At 52.8% G+C, this 16,754-nt stretch carries 14 protein-coding genes and 4 tRNA genes; 2 read left to right on the top strand and 16 right to left on the bottom strand.

Translation table 11 applies throughout. The features are described 5' to 3' along the window. Positions 1-18 precede the first annotated feature (18 nt). Positions 19-792, top strand: coding sequence for an enoyl-ACP reductase (locus AVO41_RS06135; protein WP_068584263.1), 774 nt, complete (start codon positions 19-21; stop codon positions 790-792). Between the two features lie 71 nt (positions 793-863). Here AVO41_RS06135 and mnmH read toward each other — a convergent pair whose 3' ends face one another. From mnmH to tig, 11 genes are all read right to left on the bottom strand, one after another. Further along, a complete protein-coding gene (mnmH, locus tag AVO41_RS06130) occupies positions 864-1,970 on the bottom strand; it encodes a tRNA 2-selenouridine(34) synthase MnmH (RefSeq protein WP_068584262.1) in 1,107 nt (368 codons plus the stop codon). Continuing rightward, the gene (gene selD, locus AVO41_RS06125; RefSeq protein ID WP_068584258.1) at positions 1,970-3,025 is read right to left on the bottom strand and encodes a selenide, water dikinase SelD; all 1,056 of its coding nucleotides are present in this window, start codon (positions 3,023-3,025) and stop codon (positions 1,970-1,972) included. Before selD ends, mnmH begins: the two co-directional genes overlap by 1 nt. 141 nt (positions 3,026-3,166) lie before the next feature. Next, positions 3,167-3,243 (bottom strand) — tRNA-Asp (locus tag AVO41_RS06120). Between the two features lie 9 nt (positions 3,244-3,252). Continuing rightward, positions 3,253-3,328 (bottom strand) — tRNA-Val (locus AVO41_RS06115). Positions 3,329-3,363: 35 nt separating this feature from the next. Next, positions 3,364-3,440: transfer RNA gene (locus AVO41_RS06110), tRNA-Asp, on the bottom strand. Between the two features lie 19 nt (positions 3,441-3,459). Continuing rightward, a tRNA-Val gene (locus tag AVO41_RS06105) sits at positions 3,460-3,535 on the bottom strand. Between the two features lie 290 nt (positions 3,536-3,825). Continuing rightward, the gene (locus AVO41_RS06100; protein ID WP_019896294.1) at positions 3,826-4,098 is read right to left on the bottom strand and encodes an HU family DNA-binding protein; all 273 of its coding nucleotides are present in this window, start codon (positions 4,096-4,098) and stop codon (positions 3,826-3,828) included. A 116-nt stretch (positions 4,099-4,214) separates the two neighbouring features. Further along, the gene (gene lon / locus AVO41_RS06095; RefSeq protein ID WP_068584256.1) at positions 4,215-6,704 is read right to left on the bottom strand and encodes an endopeptidase La; all 2,490 of its coding nucleotides are present in this window, start codon (positions 6,702-6,704) and stop codon (positions 4,215-4,217) included. A gap of 22 nt (positions 6,705-6,726) precedes the next feature. Beyond that, positions 6,727-7,986 carry an ATP-dependent protease ATP-binding subunit ClpX gene (gene clpX, locus AVO41_RS06090; protein WP_068584252.1) on the bottom strand — a complete coding sequence of 420 codons (1,260 nt, stop codon included), beginning with the start codon at positions 7,984-7,986 and terminating at the stop codon, positions 6,727-6,729. 59 nt (positions 7,987-8,045) lie between these two features. Beyond that, positions 8,046-8,648, bottom strand: coding sequence for an ATP-dependent Clp endopeptidase proteolytic subunit ClpP (clpP, locus tag AVO41_RS06085; protein WP_068584250.1), 603 nt, complete (start codon positions 8,646-8,648; stop codon positions 8,046-8,048). A gap of 174 nt (positions 8,649-8,822) precedes the next feature. Beyond that, on the bottom strand, positions 8,823-10,133 hold the full coding sequence (gene tig, locus AVO41_RS06080) for a trigger factor (RefSeq protein WP_068584247.1): 1,311 nt from the start codon (positions 10,131-10,133) through the stop codon (positions 8,823-8,825). A 301-nt stretch (positions 10,134-10,434) separates the two neighbouring features. On the opposite strand from tig, the gene AVO41_RS06075 reads away from it, so the two are divergent. After that, on the top strand, positions 10,435-10,665 hold the full coding sequence (locus AVO41_RS06075) for a DUF2892 domain-containing protein (protein ID WP_068584244.1): 231 nt from the start codon (positions 10,435-10,437) through the stop codon (positions 10,663-10,665). 78 nt (positions 10,666-10,743) lie between these two features. On the opposite strand, the gene AVO41_RS06070 is transcribed toward AVO41_RS06075, so the two are convergent. The 5 genes from AVO41_RS06070 to AVO41_RS06050 form a co-directional block, all read right to left on the bottom strand. Continuing rightward, positions 10,744-12,684 (bottom strand): ABC-F family ATP-binding cassette domain-containing protein, encoded by a 1,941-nt coding sequence (locus AVO41_RS06070; protein ID WP_068584239.1) that lies wholly within the window; start codon positions 12,682-12,684, stop codon positions 10,744-10,746. Between the two features lie 6 nt (positions 12,685-12,690). Then, positions 12,691-13,380: an ABC transporter ATP-binding protein gene (locus AVO41_RS06065; RefSeq protein ID WP_068584236.1), complete on the bottom strand. Its 690-nt coding sequence runs from the start codon at positions 13,378-13,380 to the stop codon at positions 12,691-12,693. Continuing rightward, complete coding sequence (locus tag AVO41_RS06060; RefSeq protein WP_068584233.1) at positions 13,373-14,623, bottom strand: lipoprotein-releasing ABC transporter permease subunit; 1,251 nt, start codon at positions 14,621-14,623, stop codon at positions 13,373-13,375. Before AVO41_RS06060 ends, AVO41_RS06065 begins: the two co-directional genes overlap by 8 nt. Positions 14,624-14,634: 11 nt before the next feature. Beyond that, positions 14,635-15,264, bottom strand: a complete 630-nt coding sequence (locus AVO41_RS06055) for a trimeric intracellular cation channel family protein (protein ID WP_068584230.1) — start codon at positions 15,262-15,264, stop codon at positions 14,635-14,637. A gap of 125 nt (positions 15,265-15,389) precedes the next feature. Further along, a complete protein-coding gene (locus AVO41_RS06050; protein ID WP_068584227.1) occupies positions 15,390-16,691 on the bottom strand; it encodes an NAD(P)/FAD-dependent oxidoreductase in 1,302 nt (433 codons plus the stop codon). Positions 16,692-16,754: the final 63 nt, after the last annotated feature.

Raw genomic sequence — 16,754 nt, 5'->3', positions numbered from 1 at the left:
CAAAACTAAGGAGACAGGATGGGATTTCTTTCAGGCAAAAAAGCATTGATCGTCGGCGTCGCAAACAACAAATCCATTGCGTATGGCATTGCCAAACAGATGCATGAGCAAGGGGCCGAGATTGCTTTGACTTACCAGAACGACAAGCTCAAAGGACGTGTGGAAAAAATTGCCGCGGAACTGGGCAGCGAGCTGGTATTCCCATTGGATGTGGCCTCGGACGATCAAATTGATCAGGTGTTTGCGGACCTTAAACAACATTGGGATGGCTTGGACATTCTGGTGCATTCGGTCGCTTTTGCACCGCGTGCTGAACTGGAAGGCCGCATGATTGACGCCTCCACCCGCGATGGGTTTGCCACGGCGCATGACATTTCCGCTTACAGTCTGACTGCACTGGCCAAGGCGGGCCACGACATGCTCAAAGCCAATCAGGGATCGATTGTGACCCTGTCGTATCTGGGCGCAGAAAAAGCCGTTCCCAATTACAATGTCATGGGCATTGCCAAAGCCTCATTGGAAGCCACGGTTCGCTATCTCGCCGCCGATTTGGGCCAGGAGAACATCCGTGTGAATGCCGTCTCTGCCGGTCCGATTCGCACCCTTGCGGCCTCCGGGATCAAAGACTTCCGCAGCATGCTTGATAAAGCGGCCGAGTCCACCCCGTTGCGTCGTAACGTCAGCATTGAGGAAGTCGGTAACACCGCCGCTTTCCTGTGTTCCGACCTCGCTTCGGGCATCACCGGTGAAATCACTTATGTGGACGGTGGTTACAACATCACGGCCGGGTAAGTTTTTGTGATCTGACGTTTTCGCATGCGCCCAGCTCAGGGCGTATGCCCCTCCCCCGGTATTTGGGTTTCTTAACCTGTCTCAACGTTTGTCTGATCCGCCATAAAGGCCTGCAATGCCTGCATGTTTCCACGAAACTGGAATGTCTTGGGGTGTTTTTTCATCTGATAATCGTACATGGGATCATAGTATTCCTGCAGCAGGATTTCGATCCAACGTCGATGGGCGTTCGGGTTTGCTTGTTTGAGCTGTAACGCCTCGGCCTGATCAAATGCCTGCAACACCCGCTGATAGCGCTCACCGCCCAGACGCTTGCGGATCCGGTAAAATGCCTGACGCATGAATTCAGCCCAGGCCGACTGGTCCGGGTAGGCCTGCTGAGCCTGAATCACATACTCATCAAACGTGATCTCAACGCGTTGGTCCAGAGGCGTTTCCAATAGCACACGCTGACCGGATTGAAATGCATTGTGCACCGGGTGAGGAAGGTTGACCGATCCGATGTGCCCCGCCTCATCTTCCACAACCAAATGCCTGCTTTGATGCAATCGTCGTATCAGTTCTGCAGCCAGGCGGTTTTCAAAATCAATCTGTGTGGGCTGAGGAGTCACATGACGACCGAACGCAGAGCCACGATGGTGCGCCAGTTTTTCCAGGTCCAGACTGTGCGCCAGTCGTTCAAGCAAACGGGTTTTGCCGGAACCAGTGCGCCCGGCGATAACCCAGATTTGTGTGCCGGTTTGATGGACGGTTTCCGGAAAGCTTTGCAAATAGTCCAACAGGTAGCGACGAAAGGCTTTGTAGCCCCCTTTGATTCTGGGCACCGAAAGGCCGCGCTCGGCCACCCATTGCTGGGCGATCTGGGAACGCATGCCGCCACGAAAACAATAAAGCAGGGTTTCCGGCTGAGCTTTCAACTGAGCTTGCCACGCATCAATCCGCGGCTCTCGAATCGTTGCATTGACCAGTTCATGTCCGAGTTGAATCGCTGCTTTTTGACCTTGTTCTTTGTAACAGCGTCCCACCTGTTCACGTTCCGCATCGTTCATTAACGGCAGGTTGACGCTGTGTTCAAACGCGCCCTGCTGAAATTCAATGGGCGCGCGAACATCGATTAATGGAACCTGGTTTAATACAATCGATTCGAAATCATCGGTCAAAGGTAAATCGGATGTCATCAGACCACCTCGATGCGCGCTGAACCGGGCTGATATGGCAACGTTTCGCCAATTGGCGTTAACTCGAGACCGTGCTGAGCCGCGCAAGCCTGAAACGCATCCACCGCATCCGGTCTGACAATGGCGAGCAGGCCTCCAGAAGTTTGTGGGTCACATAACAGATGTTTCTGATCAGCGGTTAACTCATCACTCACTTTGTGTCCGTAACTTTCATAGTTGCGATGGGTGCCGCCAGGGACACAATCAAGGGACAAGTAGTGGTTCACATGCGGCAAAACCGGTACTTGGTCATAAGCCAGCCGGGCGGCCAGGTCACTGCCTTCACAGATTTCAAGCAAATGGCCTAACAGGCCAAAGCCTGTTACATCGGTCAGGCTGCTCACCCCATCGATTTTGGCAAAGGCTTCACCCACCCGATTCAGAGCGGTCATGCTTTCAATCGCCATTTGCAAATGGGTCGGTTGCAGCTTGTTTTGTTTTTGGGCCGTGGTCAGGATACCGATTCCCAAAGGCTTGGTCAGAAAAATCTGCGCACCGACCTCGGCATCCGTGTTGCGTTTTAGATAGTGATTTTCAATCTGACCGGTCACGGCCAGGCCAAAAATTGGTTCGGTGGTATCAATCGAATGCCCGCCCGCCAAGGGAATCCCGGCATCCTGACAGGCACGGCGCCCACCTTCGAGAACTTGTTGGCCAGCTTCGGGCGGCAAGTCATCAATGGGCCAGCCGAATATGGCGATTGCCATCAAAGGATGGCCGCCCATGGCATAGACGTCACTGAGCGCATTGGTCGCCGCGATCCGACCAAACGTAAAGGGGTCATCGACAATGGGCATAAAAAAGTCGGTGGTACTGATAACGGAGTGGCCATTGCCCAGATCATACACGGCGGCATCGTCCCGAGCGTCATTGCCGACCAACAAATTGGGCACAGCGACTTCGGCAAGGTTGGAAACCAGCATTTGGTCCAGCAGTTTAGGCGAAATTTTGCAACCACAACCAGCCCCATGGCTGAATTGCGTCAACGCAATCGTTTCGCAGGAATTCGGTTTCATAAAGGCATACCTGAACAAATCAAATCATTCTAAATGATTTTGTGACCGGTACAAGCAGGCCTGGTAAAAATCAGAAGTCAAAAAGAGAATTGTGCCAAGGCTAAGCAAAGAGAAGCTTATAAGTGTCATGACAATAATAGATGGCGGAGTGGACGGGACTCGAACCCGCGACCCCCTGCGTGACAGGCAGGTATTCTAACCAACTGAACTACCACTCCGAAGAGATATGGTGGGTGATGCTGGGCTCGAACCAGCGACCCTCGCCTTGTAAGGGCGATGCTCTCCCAACTGAGCTAATCACCCGAATGGATAACGAAATTATCGGCATTCGAAAAAAATGGCGGAGTGGACGGGACTCGAACCCGCGACCCCCTGCGTGACAGGCAGGTATTCTAACCAACTGAACTACCACTCCGTACTGCAACTTAAGAGAATGGTGGGTGATGCTGGGCTCGAACCAGCGACCCTCGCCTTGTAAGGGCGATGCTCTCCCAACTGAGCTAATCACCCATTCTGTCAAATCGCATGTTTTTCCGGGTAAGAAAAACGTGTTTGTTAGGCTTGGAATCTTTTGGATGCCTCGCTTAACAGATGGGCGTATTATAAGGCCCCAGCCCAGGTTGTCAAACCCTTTTGAGGCTTTTTTTACATTTTTTTGACTGGCCAGAATGCTGAGAAAAACGCCCAGAATCAGCGGTCCATACAAACAAAAAAACCCGTCGACATGATGCACTAATGCGATCTTATCAGACGGGTTTGATTTGGAGCGGGATGGCTTGATCCCGATGCAAAAAAGCGGTTTAGTTAACCGCTTCTTTCAATGCTTTACCAGGGGTGAACTTCGGTACTTTGGCTGCTGGGATTTTCATTTCCGCGCCAGTCTGTGGGTTACGGCCGGTACGCGCTGAACGCTCGCCCACTTTAAACGTACCAAATCCGATGATCGCAACCGAATCACCAGAGGTCAATGCTTTGGTGACATTGTTCACGGTTGCATCCAATGCTTTGGCGGCGTCTGCTTTGGTCAAACCGGCTTCGTCTGCAATGGCACTCACTAGTTCAGTCTTATTCATGATTCAAGTTTCTCCATAAGTATTTTAAGTATTCTGTCCACCTGAATTAGGCTTGAGGTAGTTATATCAGCGTCAAACAAGGGCTGTCAAGCGCCAATGCGCAAAAACCGGTGTTTTCAGTGGTGTTTGCGCGTTTTTTTACCGGAATCCTTGCCAAAATCCCGATTGCTCAGGGCTGCGCCCGCTTCGGCTTCATGCAAACGTCCTTCCAGCGACAGGCCTCTTAAATGATGCAATGCCGGGTTCTCAGCTTCGGCATAAGCACTGAATGCCTCCGGCAGATCCGCCAAGGCAATGGCGAAGACTTCATCGATCCATTGCACAGGATGGATGTCGAGACCGGCTTTCACTTCATCAGAGATTTCACTCAGGTCACGTACGTTTTCATAGGGGATCAGAACGGTTTTAATGCCCCCACGGCCCGCGGCGAGCAATTTTTCTTTCAGTCCGCCGATTGGCAGCACCTCGCCACGCAAAGTAATTTCCCCCGTCATCGCCACATCCCGGCGCACGGGAATGTGTGTCAGAACCGAAGCAATAGCGGTGCAAATGGCAATGCCAGCACTGGGGCCGTCTTTTTTGGTGGCCCCTTCAGGGAAGTGAAGGTGTACATCTTTCTTTTCATAAAAGTCACCGTCCAGTCCCAGCTCTTTGTGACGGCTGCGAATCACACTCATGGCGGTTTTGGTGGATTCTTCCATCACACTGCCCAACTGCCCTGTCGAGGTGTGTGTGCCCTTACCGGGCATTGCCGTCGCTTCTATACGCAGCAGATCGCCGCCCACACGTGTCCAGGCGAGTCCCGCTACCTGACCGATCCGGTTCTGTTCGTCAGCCAGACCTATGCGATACTTGGGCACACCCAGGTAGTCATTCAAGGCCGCCACATCAATGCGGATCGGCGCCTCTGCCTGATCCGTCACCAGACGGGTGATCGCTTTACGGCATAGTTTTGCCAACTGCTGATCCAGCAGACGTACCCCGGCCTCCCGAGTGTATTTCTGGATGATTTCGGTGATGGCCTCCCCAGACACCGAAAGCTCCCCTTCTTTCACACCATGGTCTTTCATGGCTTTGGGCAGCAAATGTTCCTGTGCGATGTGCGCTTTTTCATTTTCGGTGTAGCCGGAAAGATTAATAATTTCCATCCGATCCAGCAAAGGTTCGGGAATGTCCATGGAGTTGGAGGTCGCCACAAACATCACATCCGACAGATCATAATCCACTTCGAGATAGTGATCATTGAAGCGATTGTTTTGCTCCGGATCGAGGACTTCCAGCAGCGCACTGGCTGGATCCCCCCGATGGTCCCGTCCCATTTTGTCGATTTCGTCCAGCAGGAACAATGGGTTGCGGGTACCGGCATTTTTCATTTTCTGAATAATACGTCCCGGCATGGCGCCCAGATAGGTTTTACGATGTCCCCGAATCTCAGCTTCGTCACGCACGCCGCCTAGGGACATACGCACGAATTTCCGTCGCGTTGCGCTGGCAATCGAACGAGCCAGTGAGGTTTTACCTACCCCTGGCGGCCCGACCAGACACAAAATCGGCCCTTTGATCTTATTGACCCGCTTTTGCACGGCCAGGTACTCGACAATGCGCTCCTTCACCTTTTCAAGACCATAATGCTCTTTGTCCAGCAGCGCCTGAGCCTTGATCAGATCCTTGGACACACGAGAGCGTTTTTTCCAGGGCAACGCCAGCAACCAGTCGATGTAGGTGCGGATGATGTTGGCCTCGGGCGACTGGGGCTGCATCATTTTGAGCTTGCGCAATTCTTCCTGGGCCGCATCACGCGCCCCCTGGCTCATGTCGGACTGTTCAATTTTCTCCTGCAGTCGGGCCATTTCGGTTTTGCCGTCTTCCGACTCATCGCCCAGCTCTTCATGGATTGCCTGCAGCTTGGTATTCAAATAAAAATTGCGCTGAGTCTGATCCATCTTCTTTTTGACGCGCTGGTTGATCCGTTTTTCCGACTCCAGCAAGTCAATTTCGACTTCAAGCGTGGAGAGTATGTGCTCCAGACGTGCCTTAACGGACAGAATCTCCAGTAATTGCTGCTTTTCCTCGATTCCCAGCTTTAAATGCGCGGAAATGGTGTCCACCAAGCGGTTGGGTTCGGTGGTTTTTTCCACCGTCTTTTTGACTTCGCTCGGAATTTTGCGCTTGAGCGAGGCGTATTCATCAAAACGGGTCTGAATGGTACGCACCAACGCTTCCACTTCCTGATCGGTGGTTTCGTCAGAGGTCACCTCGGACACTTCGCCGGTCAAATACTCACCACTATCTTCCAGTCCCAAGAGCTTGAAACGTTTGATGCCTTCAACCAAGACCTTAATCGTGCCATCCGGTAGCTTTAACAGCTGCAGGATATTGGCCATGACACCGGTCTGATACAGATGATCCAGTTCCGGTGTGGTATCGCTTGCGTCCTTCTGAGTGATCAGAAAAATTTGCTTGTCAGCCTTCATGGCGGCGTTCAAAGCGTTCATGGATTTTTCCCGTCCAACAAACAACGGCACAACCATGCCGGGAAATACCACAACGTCTCTCAGTGCCAGCACAAACACATTGTTTTTATAATCGATTTGTTCTATGTCCATGAAGGTCTCACTTTCTTATAAGTTAACTCGAAGCCTGCTTGGCTGATTCCGCGTACATCAGTACCGGTTTCTTTTTGCCTTGAATCACGGCTCTGTTGACCACCACCTTTTCCAGATTCTGGATGCTTGGCAGTTCGTACATGGTGTCTAGCAAGGTTTTTTCCAAAATCGAACGCAGCCCACGTGCACCGGTTTTTCGTTCAATCGCCAGCTTAGCGATTTCACTCAATGCGTCTTTGCGGAATTGCAACTCGACCCCTTCCAGCTCGAACATCTTTTCGTACTGTTTGATCAGCGCATTCTTTGGCTCGGTCAGGATTTCAATCAGCGCTTTCTCATCCAACTCGTCCAGCGAGGCGATCACAGGCAACCGCCCCACGAATTCTGGGATCAGGCCGAATTTGTTCAAATCCTCCGGTTCAATCTGACGTAACGCACGCGAAGGCTGATCCGACTTTTCCTTGGATTTGACTTCAGCGGCAAAACCGATACCGGCATTTTTTTCCGTGCGCTGTTCAATGATTTTTGCCAGGCCTTCGAAGGCCCCACCCACAATAAAGAGGATTTTGGAGGTGTCCACCTGAATCATGTCCTGATTCGGGTGTTTGCGTCCACCCTGGGGCGGAATACTGGCCACGGTGCCCTCAATCAGCTTCAGCAGGGCCTGCTGAACCCCTTCGCCGGACACATCACGCGTGATCGAAGGGTTTTCGGATTTTCGGGTGATTTTATCGATTTCATCAATGTAGATGATGCCGCGTTCCGCTTTTTCCGGATCGTTATCACAGCGCTGCAGCAACTTCAGCAAGATGCTTTCCACGTCTTCGCCCACATAACCGGCTTCGGTCAACGTGGTGGCGTCGGCGATGGCAAACGGAACGTCCAGTAAACGCGCCAGCGTCTGAGCAAGCAGGGTTTTCCCCGAACCGGTCGGGCCGATCAGCAAAATGTTGCTTTTGTCCAACTCGACCTCGTCCTTTTTGTAGCCTTGCTGCAAACGGCGGTAATGATTGTAAACCGCCACCGCCAGAACTTTCTTGGCCTGCTGTTGACCGATGACGTAGTCATCCAGAATGTGACTGATTTCCTGAGGCGTGGGCAAGTCGGTTAATTCAAAACCAAGTCCCGACTCACCGGCTTCTTCACCGAATTCTTCCTGCAGGATGTCGTTACACAGTTCAACGCATTCGTCGCAAATATAGACCGACGGGCCCGCGATTAATTTTTTGACTTCGTCCTGTGCTTTACCGCAAAAAGAACAATACAGGGTTTTTCCACTCATTCAGGCAGCCTTTTTTGATTCGTATTTAAATAATGGGGACGGCGTGCGTCAATTCAACCTTAACGCTGGGTAATGACCTTGTCCACCAGGCCGTATTCACACGCCTCATCGGCATTCATGAAATTATCCCGGTCGGTGTCCCGCTCGATGATGTCCATGGGTTGGCCCGTGTGCTCCGCCAGGGCTTTATTCAAACGGCTTTTGACCTGCAGGATTTCCTTGGCATGGATTTCGATGTCGGAAGCCTGCCCCTGAAAGCCACCCAGTGGTTGGTGAATCATAATGCGGGAATTGGGCAGAGAAAAACGCTTCCCCTTTGCCCCTGCGGAAAGAAGAAAGGAGCCCATGCTTGCTGCCTGGCCGATGCACATGGTGCTGACATCCGGTTTGATGAATCGCATGGTGTCATAGATGGCCATCCCGGCAGACACACTGCCACCCGGCGAATTAATATAAAGATGGATGTCCTTATCCGGGTTTTCCGATTCCAGGAACAGCAGCTGGGCCACAATCAGATTAGCCATCTGGTCTTCGACCTGCCCCACCAGAAAGATAACGCGCTCTTTTAACAGGCGTGAATAGATGTCGAACGAGCGCTCCCCTCGACTGGTTTGTTCAATGACCATCGGGATCAGGGCGTCTTGAATCGGCATGGATGACATGTGTGTTCCTTTGTGTGTTGGCGTAAATCAAATGGACGCTGAGTTGGCGTCACGCAATACGAATATCTTAGCGGTTGTCGGTCGAAAAATAAATGCGGTAAAAAAAATCCGCGCAACGGTCAGAGACCATTACGCGGATCGTTTATCGCTTTTCAGCAAACCGTTCAGGCAAGCTTAAGCGCCGGGCGCCACAACCTCGTCAAAGGCTTTTTTGACTTCTTTAGTTTTGGCTTTATCCAGCACCATCTGCATGATCTGCTTTTCAACCAGAATCGCATCCACTTCTTTCTGTGCATTCGGGTTTTTGGCGTACCAGTCGATCACTTCCTGCGGATCTTCGTAGGAAGAGGCCTGCTCTTCGATGTAAGCACGACGATCCTCGTCACTGGCCTGCAACTTGTGTTCTTTGATCACATCGCCCAGGATCAGGCCGATTTTGACACGTTTTTCCGCATCCGTCTTGAAGGTTTCCGGCGTCATGCCCAGATCTTCCGGTTTTAAACCCTGCTGCTGGAATTGCTGCATCTGCTGTTGCATCAGAGACTGAGCTTCCTGATCGATCAGCGACTGCGGTACCGTCAGGTCAACCGCTTCGGCAATGGCATCCATCACGGCCGTCCGGTTTTTGTTATCAACGGTACGCTGCAATTCTTTTTCCATGTTGTCACGGATTTCTTTGCGCAAGGCCTCTTCTGTGCCCTCTTCCACGCCGAAGGACTTGACAAATTCTTCGTCCACTTCCGGCATCTGTTTGGTCTGCACCGAGTGAACCGTGATGTCAAACGTGACCGTCTGCCCTTTCAATTCTTCCGACTGATAATCTTCCGGAAAGGTCACTTCGATGGTCTTTTCTTCGCCTTTTTTCATGCCGATGATGCCGTCTTCAAAACCGGGGATCATGCGACCGGAGCCCAGTTCCAGCGGCACATCTTCCGCGGAACCGCCTTCAAACGGTTCGCCGTCTTTTTTACCAACGAAGTCAATGATCACCTGTTCGCCTTCACGGGCTTTTTTGTTGCCATTGGCAGGTTTCCAGGCTGCTTTCTGCTCACGCAGCTTATCGATCATCGCATCGACGTCTTTGTCTGTGATCTCAGAGGTGATCTTTTCGACTTTCAGCTTGGCAAAATCCGGCAGCGTCACTTCTGGGAAGACTTCAAAACGCGCGGTGTAAACAATTTGCCCGTCTTTGTGATCCAACTCATCAATCTGAGGCTGGCCCGCGATGTTCAGGTCTTCTTTTTGGATGGCATCGTAAAACGATTCCTGAACCGCTTCGCCCATCATTTCCTGAAAAACCTGCTGGCCATAGCGCTGCTTGACGATTTTCATCGGTACTTTGCCAGGACGGAAGCCGTCCATTTTGACATTGCGGCGCATCTGAGCCAGTTTCTTGTCCACTTTGCTGTCCAGGCTATCGGCCGGCAGCGTGACATTCATTGTGTGTTCCAGACCTTCCTTCGGTTTTTCGACTGATACTTGCATTGGCGTCCATCTCAAATTGGTTAAAAGTGAATTCGTTCTGCTTTGCCCAAACCCGAAACCGAGACGACCAGCCCCTGCTCGGCCGCGAACAGCGTTCTTTATTCCAACGGTTTGCGACAAAATTGAAATTAGCCGCGAATTATACTGTTTTTCGTGCGTAATGAAAAGGCAGCAGCGGGAGGCCCGGTGAAACCCAACCAGGCCTGGTTATTTTTGCCTCAGCGATTGCAATTTTTGCCAGCGTGATTAAGATTGTGCAGGTTTTTAAGAAAGTTCTCTAAGACAAGAAAAGGATGTCCCTATGACCATTGAAAAAGTCATGATGCTGATCGTCGGAACCATGGTGCTGCTCTCGGCGGCACTCACCTATTATTTTTCACCTCTGTGGTTGCTGCTGACCGCCTTCATCGGGTTGAACCTGCTGATTTCCGGCGTGTTCGGATTTTGTCCGATGGTGCTGATTTTGCGCAAACTGGGTCTGAAGCATGGGTGTGCCTTCCGTGGCTGCAGCGCGGAAAACCAGGTGAGCTGAGTTTCAGCCTCCATCATCCGAGCCTGATGCCTTCAGGCCGGTTTGATTCTATGGCCCGTTCTTGTGCAACGGGCTTTTTTATGCGTCGCATTCCAGTTTGACCGCTTCCAGATTTTCCTGCGCCAACAACCATTGCTCTTCCGCCTCTTCCTGACGGGCCTGCCATTGCGCCTCTTCTTTTAAACACTTCTGCAAACGATCACTCTGATCGGCCTGATACAAGGCTGAATCCGCCATGATTTCGTGCAAATCAGCCAGAGCACTTTCACACACTTTGATTTCTTTTTCCAGTGTCGTCAGCCGTTTCTTAATGGGGGCCAGTTGTTTTTGCAAGGCCTGACGCTTTTGCGCGGCCGCCTGGCGTGTGGCTTTTTTGGATTTGGGGCCAGCGGCACCAGCTTCAACGTCACGCGGGTCAGACGAATTGGTTTTCAGTGACTGAAGCCGTTGCTGGAGATAGCTTTCCAGACTGCCATGAAACGGTTGGACCTGAGCCTGGTGCACCCACCAGAATTGGTCCACCAGACTGCTGAGCAAATGCTGATCATGAGTCACCAGAATCAGGGCGCCGGCAAATTCCTGCAACGCCATGTCCAGCGCATCGCGGGTTTCCATGTCCAGATGGTTGGTGGGCTCGTCCATAATCAGCAAGTTTGGTTTTTGGAACACCATCAAAGCCAGAGACAGCCGGGCTTTTTCGCCCCCCGAAAACCCCTTGACTCGCTCCAGCGCTTTGTCTCCGCTAAACCCAAACTGTCCCAAAAAATCCCTGGCTTGCTGGTCGGTCACGCGTGATCCGTCGTCATGAGTGAGCTGCTGCAAGTGAGCCATCGGCGAGTGGTCCAGCTGCAACGCCTCCAGCTGGTGCTGAGCAAAGTAAGCCATTTTCAGCCCTTTTGCCGCCACAACCTTGCCTTTGGTCGGCGTCAAGTCACCCACCAGGCACTTGAGCAATGTACTTTTACCGGAACCATTGACGCCGACCAGACCAATGCGATCTCCGGCCCGCAATGTCAAAGACACCTGGTCGAGAATCGCAGGCGTTGACGGGTCATAGGCAAATCGCAGTTCAGACACACTAAGCATGGGGTCAGGAAGTTGGGCCGGCGTAAAAAATTCAAACCGGAACTGATTGCTGGCCTGAACCGCTGCCACGGTTTCCATACGTTCCAGCGCTTTGATCCGGCTCTGGGCCTGTTTGGCTTTGGTTGCCTGGGCTCGAAACCGGTCAATGAATGTTTTTAAGTGCTGCATCTGCTGTTTTTGTTTGTCGTGCAGTGCCTGCTGTTGCATCAACTGCTCGTTGCGCTGGCGTTCAAACGCGGCAAAGTTCCCTCGGTAGTACGACAAACGTTTGTTTGACAGGTGCGCAATACCCTCCACCACTTCGTCCAGAAAATGCCGATCATGCGAAATCACCAACAACGCGCCGGAGAAAGACTGCAGCCATTGAATCAGCCAGGCCACGGCTTCGATGTCGAGATGGTTGGTGGGCTCATCCAGCAGTAACAGATCCGAACGCTGCATCAGGGCGCGTGCGAGCTTCAAACGCACCTGCCATCCCCCGGAAAATTCACATACCGGTTTGGCAAAATCGGCATCCGTAAACCCCAGGCCCATCAGCATCTGCTTGGCGGCCGGCTCAACCCGATAGCCATCGATCTGGTCCATCCGGTCCCAGGCCTGAGTGAGGGCCAGATCGTCTTGCTGTGCCTGGGCGGCGTTGACCTGATCCCGGGCGTGCGCATAGAGCTCATCCCCCCGCATCACGAATTCAAGCATGGGGGTATCGGTGGCTGGCAGTTCCTGAGCAACCTGTCCCATGCACCAGCCAGGGGGCTGAGTGATTTCACCGGTCTCCAGTGTCTGATCCCCGGCGATCGCTCTGAACAGAGTGGATTTGCCACTGCCATTGGCACCGATCAACCCGACTTTCTGGCCGGGGTGGATCGTCAGAGAGGCGTGTTCTATCAGTGGATCGGGGCCGACTCGAAGTGAGACGTCAGACAATTGCAACATAAAAAATCAGTGCGTATCGGAAAGGGTCATGTGGCCATCATGCAGACGATAGACGCGATCCATGCGGGCCGCCAGCGTCAAATCATGTGTCACCGTGACCAGCGCCGTCTGATGACTGTCATTCAGTGCCAGCATTAAATCAAAAATCTGCGCGGCCGAACGGTCGTCCAGGTTACCGGTGGGTTCATCCGCCAGAATACAAGCCGGTTCTGTGATCAACGCCCGGGCGATGGCAACGCGCTGGCGTTCCCCACCGGACAACTCAGAGGGTTTGTGTTCCCGTCGATGCGACAGCCCTACCTGATCCAGCAGTGCCAGAGCCTTGTCACGTGACTCGGTCAACTTGGTGCGACGGATGCGCAAAGGCAGCATCACGTTTTCCAGTGCGGTCAGTTCGGGCAGGAGGAAATGAAACTGATAAACAAACCCCATGTATTGGTTGCGCAATCGCCCGCGTTTGGCCTCACGCTGAGCGGAAAAGGGCTGGTTCATCAATACGATTTCACCTTCAGAAGGTGCATCCAGACCTGCCAGCAGATGCAGCAAGGTGCTTTTACCGGACCCGGATGCCCCGACAATCGCAACCTTTTCACGTGATTTCAGGTAAAAATCCACCGGCTGCAGAACTTGAGTGACCTGGTCGCCGTCCTGGTAGGTTTTGCTTAGCCCGCGGGCTTTGAGAATGCAATCACTCATAACGTAATGCCTCCACGGGTCGGGTTTTGGCAGCGCGCCGCGCCGGGTAGAGCGTGGCCAACAGAGTCAGACCGAATGCCACGCCCGCGACGGTGTACACATCTTCCCAATGCAAATCGGATGGAATTTTGGAAATGTAATAAACGTCCGGCGGGAAAAATTCAAAGCCGAACAGCCCTTCAATAAATGGAATGATCACATCAATGTTCCAGGATAGGGTCACGCCTCCTGCGATGCCAAGCAAGGCACCGACAACACCGATGACCAGCCCCTGAATCATAAAAATCATGGAAATACTGTTGGGGCTGGCCCCAATCGTGCGCAGCACAGCAATGTCTTTCTGCTTGTCGGTGACAACCATCACCATGGTGGAGACAATGTTGAAGGCGGCGACCATAATAATCAGGGCCAGCACAATGAACATCATGCGCTTTTCCATTTCGATGGCACGAAAGAAATTGGCATGCTGTTGCGTCCAGTCCCGAACATAAAGGGTTTTGGGCACAGTCAGGCCAATCGACTGGCGCACTCGATTCACCAGAAACATGTCATCCAGTTGAAGTTGCAGTGCAGAAACCTGATCCCCCAACTTGAACACGCGCTGGGCATCGCTCATATGGATGAAGGCCAGGCCGGAATCGTATTCGTGCATGCCCACTTCAAACAGACCGCTAATGGTAAAGCGTTTGAGCCGAGGCATCATACCCAGCGGCGAGACGCTTCCCTGCGGTGCCACGAGTGTGACTTTGTCTCCGATGCTGACACCAAGCGCATTGGCCAGTTCCATGCCGATGATCATATTGTAGTCGCGCTGTTTGAGGCTGCTCATCTCGCCGGCGATCATTTTCTCAGACAGACTGGCCACTTCGGGCTCAAATGTTGGCAGAATGCCCTTCACCATCACCCCTTTAACCCGTCCGCCGAGGCTGAGCATGCCCTGGCCGGAGACATTCGGTGCCGCACCGGTCACGAGAGGCAGAGATTGGACCTGCCCATACAGCGTCTGCCAGTTGGACAGGCGCTCTCCTTGTTCCGCCAGCGTCATGTGTGGCGTCATATCAAGGATCCGGTCACGCAATTCTTTTTGAAACCCATTCATGATTGAAAGCACCACAATCAGCGCGGTGACGCCAAGGGCAATGCCGATCATGGAAGAGAAAGAAATGAATGAGATAAAGCCATTGCGACGTTTGGCCCGCGTGTAGCGCAACCCCAGCAGTAATTCGTATGGCAATTGAAACATGTTCGTCGACTTTATTTTTCAGGATGGGCGCGAAAACGAAAAACCGGCAGCCCAATGTTAAAGATCAGCCCCAGGACGCGAAGCATCAGAATGGTCAAAACGCTCAGCACCACTGCCCAATCCTGCGCCAGGCCAAAATCGATCAGCAACAATAGCAGACTGAGCCCCAGAAAAGAAGCGGTGGCATAAATTTCTTTACGCAGAATCAGGGGCACCTCGCCCATGAGCACATCCCGAATCATGCCGCCGACCACACCGCTCATAATGCCAGCCATAATGATAATCGGGTCGGAATGACCAAGCGCCATCGCTTTCTGAGCCCCGATCACACTGAAGGTCGCCAGGCCCAGGGCATCGAGGTACATCAACCAGCGCATGGGCATGGGGCGCAGGCGCGCGTAGCCGAACACCAGCAAGGTGGTCACGACCACAACATAGATATACAGGTTTTCTCCCACCCAGAAAACGGGCTGCCCCAGAATCAGGTCGCGCAAAGTGCCACCGCCGACCGCGGTCACCATGGCGATGACAATGGCCCCGAACAAGTCCAGTTGCTGGCGCGTTGCGGCGAGCAGACCCGTCATGGCAAAGGCAACCGTGCCCAGTAAGTCGAGGTAATGTAAGGTGATGGCCAACGTCATGTCGGCATTATAAAGGGCCGGCGCTCACAACGCCAGAATTGGGTTTTGACCAGGCCTGGTCAAAAAGGCGGAAGATGGACACAAAAAACCCCGCCGGAGCGGGGTCGTTTGCATCAAGAGACGGTTTACTTTTCTTTCAGGCGGTTAATGCCGAGCATTTTCATAATGTATTTCTGATAAATCGGCTCAGAATTGCCCGATTTCATATTGCGGATGAAGTATTTTTCAAACGCAATTTTTGCCAGATGCACCCACTTGCCGCGCTTGGCCCAGGTCAGGTTGCGAGGCGGAATCTGCGGCAAGGCCACAAACGCGGCGCCGGTATCGCCCATATCAGCCAGACAGACCGTGTTCCAGGTTGGCTCGGACGTGGGTTCTTTGCCATTGAGGCTGTCTTCAATGTTGTGGCAGATGGCCGTGACCATCGACTCAATCATCAGACCGGTTTTGGGGGTGCCGACCGGCACGGGGGTTTTCTCCACCGGCGGAATGGCAATGCCCACACCCAGCGCATAGATGTTGTGATAGGTCGGATTGCGGCTCAGGTTGTCCACTTTCACAAACCCACGTGGATTGACCAGCGGACCGCCATCGTCGCCCTGAGCCTGATCCTGCAGGAATTGCGTGCCCTTGAAGGCAGGCAGCATCATGGAATATTTAAACGGCAGTTCATGCTGATCAATGACTTCGCCACGGTTGTTGTACTCGTCCACATACATGGTGCCGTCTTCGATTTTGGTGACTTTGGCGTTACAGATCCAGTTGATGTGACGGTTGCGCATTTCCGCTTCCAGCAACCCTTTGGAGTCACCGACCCCGCCAAGTCCCAGGTGCCCGATGTAGGGTTCTGATGTCACGAATGTCATCGGAACCTGATCGCGAATTTTGCGTTTGCGCAAATCGGTTTCCATGATCATGGCAAACTCATAGGCCGGGCCATAACAGGACGCGCCCTGCACCGCCCCAACAATAATGGGACCCGGGTTTTCGCAGAATTCTTCCCACTGCTCGTAGGCCTCGGAAGAGTGCGGCGTGGTACAGACCGACACGGTATGGCCGCCATGGCTTTTAGGGCCCATGCCCTCCACTTCGTGGAACGCCAGAGATGGGCCAGTTGCCAGAACCAGATAGTCATAGTCCATTTCATGACCATCATCGAGCGTCAATTTGTTGTTGTCGGCATCCAGGGCAGTGGCCGTCTGGTGATAAAACTCAATGCCCTTGCGGGTCAAGTGCGGCTCAAGCTTGAACGAAATGTCTTCGGGCTTTCGCCAGCCCACAGCGACCCAGGGATTGGACGGCACAAACTGGAATTCATCAATCGCATTCACGACTTTGACCGTGTGCTCTTTGCCCAAATGCTTGCGCACATCATACGCCATGGGCAACCCACCCGTACTGGAACCTACAATCACTATCGTCGCCATAAACTCACTTCCTACGCGTTAATCAGAAATTAATGAAGTGTTAATCTTACTGAGTCCGGGCGC

The sequence above is a fragment of the Thiomicrospira sp. WB1 genome (assembly GCF_001507535.1).
Classification (GTDB): Bacteria; Pseudomonadota; Gammaproteobacteria; order Thiomicrospirales; family Thiomicrospiraceae; genus Hydrogenovibrio.
The sequence above is the reverse complement of the archived record's forward strand: the minus strand, read 5'-3'. Positions and strand labels throughout refer to the sequence as shown.

Coding starts and splice junctions, on each gene's coding strand:
- AVO41_RS06135 (WP_068584263.1), top strand. CDS start 19: ATGGGATTTCTTTCAGGCAAAAAAGCATTGATCGTCGGCGTCGCAAAC.
- mnmH (WP_068584262.1), bottom strand. CDS start 1,970: ATGACATCCGATTTACCTTTGACCGATGATTTCGAATCGATTGTATTA.
- selD (WP_068584258.1), bottom strand. CDS start 3,025: ATGAAACCGAATTCCTGCGAAACGATTGCGTTGACGCAATTCAGCCAT.
- AVO41_RS06100 (WP_019896294.1), bottom strand. CDS start 4,098: ATGAATAAGACTGAACTAGTGAGTGCCATTGCAGACGAAGCCGGTTTG.
- lon (WP_068584256.1), bottom strand. CDS start 6,704: ATGGACATAGAACAAATCGATTATAAAAACAATGTGTTTGTGCTGGCA.
- clpX (WP_068584252.1), bottom strand. CDS start 7,986: ATGAGTGGAAAAACCCTGTATTGTTCTTTTTGCGGTAAAGCACAGGAC.
- clpP (WP_068584250.1), bottom strand. CDS start 8,648: ATGTCATCCATGCCGATTCAAGACGCCCTGATCCCGATGGTCATTGAA.
- tig (WP_068584247.1), bottom strand. CDS start 10,133: ATGCAAGTATCAGTCGAAAAACCGAAGGAAGGTCTGGAACACACAATG.
- AVO41_RS06075 (WP_068584244.1), top strand. CDS start 10,435: ATGACCATTGAAAAAGTCATGATGCTGATCGTCGGAACCATGGTGCTG.
- AVO41_RS06070 (WP_068584239.1), bottom strand. CDS start 12,684: ATGTTGCAATTGTCTGACGTCTCACTTCGAGTCGGCCCCGATCCACTG.
- AVO41_RS06065 (WP_068584236.1), bottom strand. CDS start 13,380: ATGAGTGATTGCATTCTCAAAGCCCGCGGGCTAAGCAAAACCTACCAG.
- AVO41_RS06060 (WP_068584233.1), bottom strand. CDS start 14,623: ATGTTTCAATTGCCATACGAATTACTGCTGGGGTTGCGCTACACGCGG.
- AVO41_RS06055 (WP_068584230.1), bottom strand. CDS start 15,264: ATGACGTTGGCCATCACCTTACATTACCTCGACTTACTGGGCACGGTT.
- AVO41_RS06050 (WP_068584227.1), bottom strand. CDS start 16,691: ATGGCGACGATAGTGATTGTAGGTTCCAGTACGGGTGGGTTGCCCATG.